The organism is Streptomyces sp. NPDC058470, assembly GCF_042721055.1.
Classification (GTDB): Bacteria; Actinomycetota; Actinomycetes; order Streptomycetales; family Streptomycetaceae; genus Streptomyces.
The window spans coordinates 153932-159931 of the sequence record NZ_JBHXMF010000012.1 but is presented as its reverse complement, the minus strand read 5'-3'; the positions used below and the strand labels follow the sequence as shown (position 1 = coordinate 159931).

Sequence of the window (6000 nt, the reverse complement as noted above, 5' to 3'; positions counted from 1 at the left end):
CCTCCGGCGTTTGAGGAGCGGGGTCTGGGGCGGAGCCCCAGGAACAAGGGACGGGAAGGGACGGAGGGGGCGAAAAACCAACCGCCCGCCCCCCTCCCACCTGCACCTTTCCCCACTCCCCAGGCCATTGTCAGTGGGCTGCGGTAGCTTCCGAAGTACGTCGCGAAGGCGCGGCGGAAACGGCCACAGGGGTGGGTTGGCTATGAGCGACGGCACGGCGACGACGACAGACCTGGACGTCCGGCTGGAGAAACACCGGGTCGAGCTGACGGGGTACTGCTACCGAATGCTCGGCTCCTCCTTCGAGGCCGAGGACGCGGTGCAGGACACGATGGTCCGCGCCTGGCGCAGCTACGACAAGTTCGAGGGCCGCTCATCGATGCGCTCCTGGCTGTACCGGATCGCGACGAACGTATGCCTGGACATGCTGAACGCGGGCAACAAAAGGGCGCGCCCCATGGACCTGACGGCACCCTCACCGCTGGCCCAGGCCGCCCTCAACCCACGCCCGGACCACACCTGGCTGGAGCCGATGCCCACCGCCCGCGTCCTGCACGAGGTCACCGACCCGGCGGAGGCCGCGGTGGCGAAGGAGTCGGTGCGGCTCGCCTTCATGGCCGCCCTGCAGCAACTGCCGCCCAAGCAGCGCGCGGTGCTGATCCTGCGCGAGGTCCTCGCCTGGAAGGCGAGCGAGGTCGCCGAGCTGCTCGGCACGACCGTCGCGTCGGTCAACAGCGCGCTCCAGCGAGCCCGCGCAACCCTCGCGGAGACCGACGGCGCCGGGGCGGACGCCGCCACCTCCGACCCGCTCGACGAGGAGCAGCAGAAGCTCCTGGAGCGCTATGTCGCCGCCTTCGAGGGGTACGACATGACGGCGCTGACGGCGCTGCTCCACGAGGACGCGATCATGACGATGCCGCCGTTCGACCTGTGGCTGGTCGGCACGGAGGACATCACCGGCTTCATGACGACGCTGGGCGCCGGCTGCGCGGGCTCGCGCCTAGTGCCGGTGGAGGTCAACGGCCTGCCGGGCTTCGCGCACTACAAGCCGGATCCGGAGCAGGGCGGTTTCTCGCCCTGGGCCGTGCAGGTGCTGGAGATCTCAAAGGGCCGGATCACCGGGTTCCACTGCTTCCTGGACACCGCCCGCTGGTTCCCGCTCTTCGGCCTGCCCCTCCGGCTCGAAGCGGAGTCCGACCAGGTCGAGTAGCGCACGCAGGGCCGGGGACGGGTTGAGCAGGCGTATCCGTCCCCCCGCCCGGCGCGCGGCGAGCTCCAGCCTGGCCAGTAGGTCCACGGCGGCCAGACCGGGCGGCCCGAGCCCCGCGACATCGCACACCACGACCCCACTGCCGGATGTCTCCAGCCGCGCCCGCACGTCGTCACAGAGCCGGGGCACCTCGTCCTTGGCGACGGGCCCTGGCAGCACAAGTACGGCGGGTGTCGTGGCATCCACACCCAGTAGACCGACGGGGAGCGGAGAACTCATCGCGGTCCCCGGATTCTTCGTCGGCGGGCGGCATCCCTACAGGAGGCGCCGCCCGCCGAGCGAGCGATGAAATGCCAGGTCAGGCGATACGCTCCAGCACCACCGGGGCGGCCTTGAAATCCGTGCCTGCCACAGCGATGTCGTACGAGCCTTCGACCGACCCGAGCGCGTACTCGAAGCGCTCCGGGGTGTCCGTGTGCAGGGTGAGGAGGGGCTGGCCCGCGGTCACGGTGTCGCCGGGCTTGGCGTGCAGCTCGACGCCTGCTCCCGCCTGTACCGGGTCCTCCTTGCGGGCGCGTCCGGCGCCCAGCCGCCAGGCGGCGATGCCGATGTCGTAGGCGTCGAGGCGGGTGAGTACGCCCGACTCGGGCGCCGTGACGACGTGCTGCTCGCGTGCGACGGGCAGCGGGGCGTCCGGGTCGCCGCCCTGCGCGGCGATCATGCGGCGCCAGACGTCCATCGCGGAGCCGTCGGCCAGTGCCTTCGCCGGGTCGGCGTCCTTCACGCCGGCCGCGTCGAGCATCTCGCGGGCCAGGGCGATCGTGAGGTCGACGACGTCCGAGGGGCCGCCGCCCGCCAACACCTCGACGGATTCCCGTACTTCGAGGGCGTTGCCCGCCGTCAGACCCAGCGGCGTCGACATGTCCGTGAGGAGCGCGACCGTTTTCACCCCGTGGTCCGTGCCCAACCCGACCATCGTGGAGGCGAGTTCACGCGCGTCCTCGATCGTCTTCATGAAGGCGCCGGTGCCGACCTTCACGTCCAGGACCAGCGAGCCCGTCCCCTCGGCGATCTTCTTCGACATGATCGAGGAGGCGATCAGCGGGATCGCCTCCACCGTGCCGGTGACATCGCGCAGCGCGTAGAGCTTCTTGTCCGCGGGGGCGAGACCGTCACCCGCGGCGCAGATCACCGCGCCGACGCCGTCCAGTACGGAGAGCATCTCCTCGTTCGACAGCAGTGCGCGCCAGCCGGGGATCGACTCCAGTTTGTCGAGGGTGCCGCCGGTGTGGCCGAGGCCCCGGCCGGAGAGCTGCGGGACCGCCGCGCCGCAGGCCGCCACCAGGGGCGCCAGCGGGAGCGTGATCTTGTCGCCCACACCGCCCGTGGAGTGCTTGTCGGCGGTCGGGCGGGACAGCGACGAGAAGTCCATGCGCTCGCCGGAGGCGATCATCGCGGCGGTCCAGCGGGCGATCTCCCGACGGTCCATGCCGTTGAGCAGGATCGCCATGTTGAGGGCGGCCATCTGATAGTCGGCGACCTCGCCGCGGGTGTACGCGTCGATGACCCAGTCGATCTGCTCGTCGCTGAGCTCACCGCGGTCCCGCTTGGTGCGGATGACGGAGACGGCATCCATCGACAACACAGCCATGGCTTTCCTTCCGAAAGGTGAGCGGCCCCTCACCTGACCGGTCGATCGGTCGATCGCTCGATCAGGAGGGGCCGCACGGAGTTACTTGTTGAGATACTCCGGCCCGAAGGCCTGCGGCAGCATCTCGGAGAGCGGCAGGATCCCGGCCGGGGTCTCCAGGATCAGACTCGGCCCGCCGAACTCGTGCAACAGCTGACGGCAGCGCCCGCACGGGACGAGGACCTCGCCCCGCCCGTCGACGCAGGTGAAGTGCGTCAGCCGGCCACCGCCGGTGTTCTGCAGCTCGGAGACCAGACCGCACTCGGCGCACAGCCCGACCCCGTACGAGGCGTTCTCGACGTTGCAGCCGGAGATGATCCGGCCGTCGTCCACGAGGGCGGCGACACCGACCGGGTAACCCGAATACGGGGCGTACGCACGGGACATGGCCGCGCGGGCGACCTCCCGCAGCGCATCCCAGTCCACGGCAGCGGGACCCTCGTCGGCGGAGGTCACTTGCCCTGCCCCTTCCGGTACGGCAGACCGTCCGCCTTCGGCATCCGCAGGCGCTGCGCCGACAGCGCGAGAACGAGCAGCGTGATGACGTACGGCGTGGCGGAGACGACCTGGTTCGGGACCTCGTTGGTGAGGGCGTACCAGAGGAACACCAGCACGCCGATGACCAGGGTGATCACCGCGGGCACGTACTTCTTCCTGATCACCAGCCAGACCGCGCCGATGACCAGCAGGATGGCGGCGAGCAGCAGCAGCGCGTGCACGTTCTCGGAGCCGCCGCGCAGGTTGAGGCTGTCGGTGTAGCCGAACAGGCCGGCGCCGATGGCGAGTCCGCCCGGCATCCAGTTGCCGAAGATCATCGCGGCGAGACCGATGTAGCCGCGTCCGCTGGTCTGGCCCTCCAGGTAGAAGGGGTTGGCCACGATGGAGAGGAAGACGCCGCCGAGGCCGGCCAGACCGCCGGAGATGATCACGGCGATGTACTTGTACTTGTAGACATTGACGCCGAGCGACTCGGCCGCGATCGGGTTCTCGCCGCAGGACCGCAGGCGCAGGCCGAAAGGGGTGCGCCAGAGGATCCACCAGGATGCGGGGATCAGCGCGATGGCGATCAGGGTCAGCCAGGACACCTCGGTGACGAGCCCGCCGAGCAGCCCCGCGATGTCCGAGACGAAGAACCAGCCCTTCTCGTTGAGCGTGCTGAGTCCGTCGGAGAGTCCTGGCACCGTGAAGTTGCCCAGCGAGTCGACCGGCGGGGACTGCTTGGCCGAGCCGCCCTGGACGCCCTCGAAGGCGAGCGGGGCGAGGTAGCGGGTGGCGCCGAGTGCGAGGATGTTGATGGCCACACCGGAGACGATGTGGTTGACGTTGAAGGTGATCGTGACGATCGCGTGCAGCAGACCGCCGATGCAGCCGCCGATGATGCCGACGAGGACGCCGGTCCACGGGCCCCACTGGTAGCCGGCCCAAGCGCCGAACCAGGTGCCGAGGATCATCATGCCTTCGAGGCCGATGTTGACGACGCCCGCGCGCTCGGCCCACAGACCGCCGAGACCGGCCAGGCCGATCGGGACGGCCAGTTGGAGCGCGGTGGACATCTGGCTGACGTTGGTGATGCCGTCGGCGCCGGTGATGATCCGGACGATCGAGGTCAGCGCCAGGCCGCCCGCGATGACCAGCAGGAGGACGGGGAGCGACAGCCGGCGGCCGCCGGGGGGCGCGGTTTCCAGCGAGGGCTGGTTGACGTCGGTTGCGGTGGTCATCGGCCCGCCACCTCCTTCGAAGTGTTGTTGTCGGTGGTGCCGGTTGAGGCGCCAAGGACGTGACCGGCGGCAAGCTCCGCGCCGACCCGACGCTGCTGGCGGCGCAGACCCCACTCGCGTACGGCCTCATAGCTGACGACGACCGAGAGCACGATCAGGCCCTGCATGATGACCGCGATCTCCTTGTCGTAGCCGTTGTAGTCGAGCTCGGGGGACGCCTTGTCCAGCCAGGCCCAGAGCAGGGCCGCGAAGGCGATGCCGGTCGGGCTGTTGCGGCCCAGGAGGGCGATGCCGATGCCCAGGAAACCGATGCCGGTCGGGAAGTTCAGGCTGTACGTGTGCGAGTCGCCGAGCAGGATCGGCAGGCCCGCGAGACCGGCCAGGCCGCCGGAGACCAGCATGGCGGTGAGCACCATGCGTTTGGGGTTCACCCCGCTGGCCGCGGCGGCGGTCTCCGAGGCGCCCGAGGCGCGCAGGTCGAAGCCGAAGCGGGTCCGGTTGAGGACGACCCAGTAGCCGATGCCGAGCAGCACCGCGAGGACGACGAGGCCGTAGATCTCGCCGGCGTCACCCATGTTGAAACCGGGCACCCAGCCGGACTTGTCCATCTCGCCGGTGGTGTTGTTGTTGCCGACCTTGACGCCGAAGACGCTGGGCAGCCACAGGTAGGCGATGACGGAGGTGGCGATCGCGTTGAGCATGATCGTCGCGACGACCTCGCTGACCCCGCGGGTGACCTTGAGGACACCCGCGATGCCGGACCAGAACGCGCCGGTACAGGCCGCGGTCAGGATCAGCAGCGGGACCTGGAGGACCGCGGGCAGCGCGACATGGGCGCCGACGACCGCGGCCATCATGGCGGCGAGCTGGTACTGGCCGTCCACACCGATGTTGAACAGGTTCATCCGGAAGCCGATGGCCACCGCGAGCGCCGCGATGTAGTACATCGAGGCCTGGTTGATGATCAGGACCTGGATGTCGGAGTACCCGGCCTGCTCGAACATGAGCGTGTACGGCTCGATCGGGTTCTTCCCCGAGGCGATCAGCACGACCGAGGTCAGCGCCACGGCCACGACGAGCGCGATGACCGGTCCGGCCACCGCCAGGAGCAGTCGCTCCTTGTCGAACTTCTTCATCAGCGGGCCTCGTCTTCCGGGGCGTCTGCCGTGGTCTCGGCTTGCGGGGCGTCCGCCGCGGTCTCGTCTTCCGGGGCGTCCGCCGTGGTCTCGTCTTCCGGGGCGTCTGCCGCGGTCTCGCCTTGCGAGGCGTCCGCCGCGGTCTCGTCTTCCGGGGCGTCCGCCGCGGTCTCGTCTTCCGGGGCGTCTGCCGCGGTCTCGCCTTGCGAGGCGTCCGCCGCGGTCTCGTCTTCCGGGGCGTCCGCC

At 69.8% G+C, this 6000-nt stretch carries 6 protein-coding genes; 1 reads left to right on the top strand and 5 read right to left on the bottom strand.

Annotation, left to right across the window (positions count from 1 at the left end; all coding sequences use genetic code 11):
* The first annotated feature begins 202 nt into the window (after window positions 1–202).
* The gene (locus ACFWP7_RS11790; protein WP_384379855.1) at window positions 203–1210 is read left to right on the top strand and encodes a sigma-70 family RNA polymerase sigma factor; all 1008 of its coding nucleotides are present in this window, start codon (window positions 203–205) and stop codon (window positions 1208–1210) included.
* Here the strand turns inward: ACFWP7_RS11790 and ACFWP7_RS11785 are convergent.
* From ACFWP7_RS11785 to ACFWP7_RS11765, 5 genes are all read right to left on the bottom strand, one after another.
* Window positions 1103–1489, bottom strand: a complete 387-nt coding sequence (locus ACFWP7_RS11785) for an STAS domain-containing protein (protein ID WP_384379852.1) — start codon at window positions 1487–1489, stop codon at window positions 1103–1105. The two genes, ACFWP7_RS11790 and ACFWP7_RS11785, sit on opposite strands and share 108 nt — an antisense overlap.
* Before the next feature lie 79 nt (window positions 1490–1568).
* On the bottom strand, window positions 1569–2852 hold the full coding sequence (locus ACFWP7_RS11780) for a thymidine phosphorylase (protein ID WP_384379883.1): 1284 nt from the start codon (window positions 2850–2852) through the stop codon (window positions 1569–1571).
* 90 nt (window positions 2853–2942) lie between these two features.
* On the bottom strand, window positions 2943–3356 hold the full coding sequence (locus ACFWP7_RS11775; protein WP_384379849.1) for a cytidine deaminase: 414 nt from the start codon (window positions 3354–3356) through the stop codon (window positions 2943–2945).
* Window positions 3353–4618, bottom strand: coding sequence for an ABC transporter permease (locus tag ACFWP7_RS11770; protein ID WP_384379846.1), 1266 nt, complete (start codon window positions 4616–4618; stop codon window positions 3353–3355). Before ACFWP7_RS11770 ends, ACFWP7_RS11775 begins: the two co-directional genes overlap by 4 nt.
* The gene (locus ACFWP7_RS11765; protein WP_384379844.1) at window positions 4615–5754 is read right to left on the bottom strand and encodes an ABC transporter permease; all 1140 of its coding nucleotides are present in this window, start codon (window positions 5752–5754) and stop codon (window positions 4615–4617) included. The genes ACFWP7_RS11770 and ACFWP7_RS11765 overlap by 4 nt, the downstream gene beginning before the upstream one ends.
* Between the last annotated feature and the right edge of the window lie 246 nt (window positions 5755–6000).

Coding starts and splice junctions, on each gene's coding strand:
- ACFWP7_RS11785 (WP_384379852.1), bottom strand. CDS start 1,489: ATGAGTTCTCCGCTCCCCGTCGGTCTACTGGGTGTGGATGCCACGACA.
- ACFWP7_RS11790 (WP_384379855.1), top strand. CDS start 203: ATGAGCGACGGCACGGCGACGACGACAGACCTGGACGTCCGGCTGGAG.
- ACFWP7_RS11765 (WP_384379844.1), bottom strand. CDS start 5,754: ATGAAGAAGTTCGACAAGGAGCGACTGCTCCTGGCGGTGGCCGGACCG.
- ACFWP7_RS11770 (WP_384379846.1), bottom strand. CDS start 4,618: ATGACCACCGCAACCGACGTCAACCAGCCCTCGCTGGAAACCGCGCCC.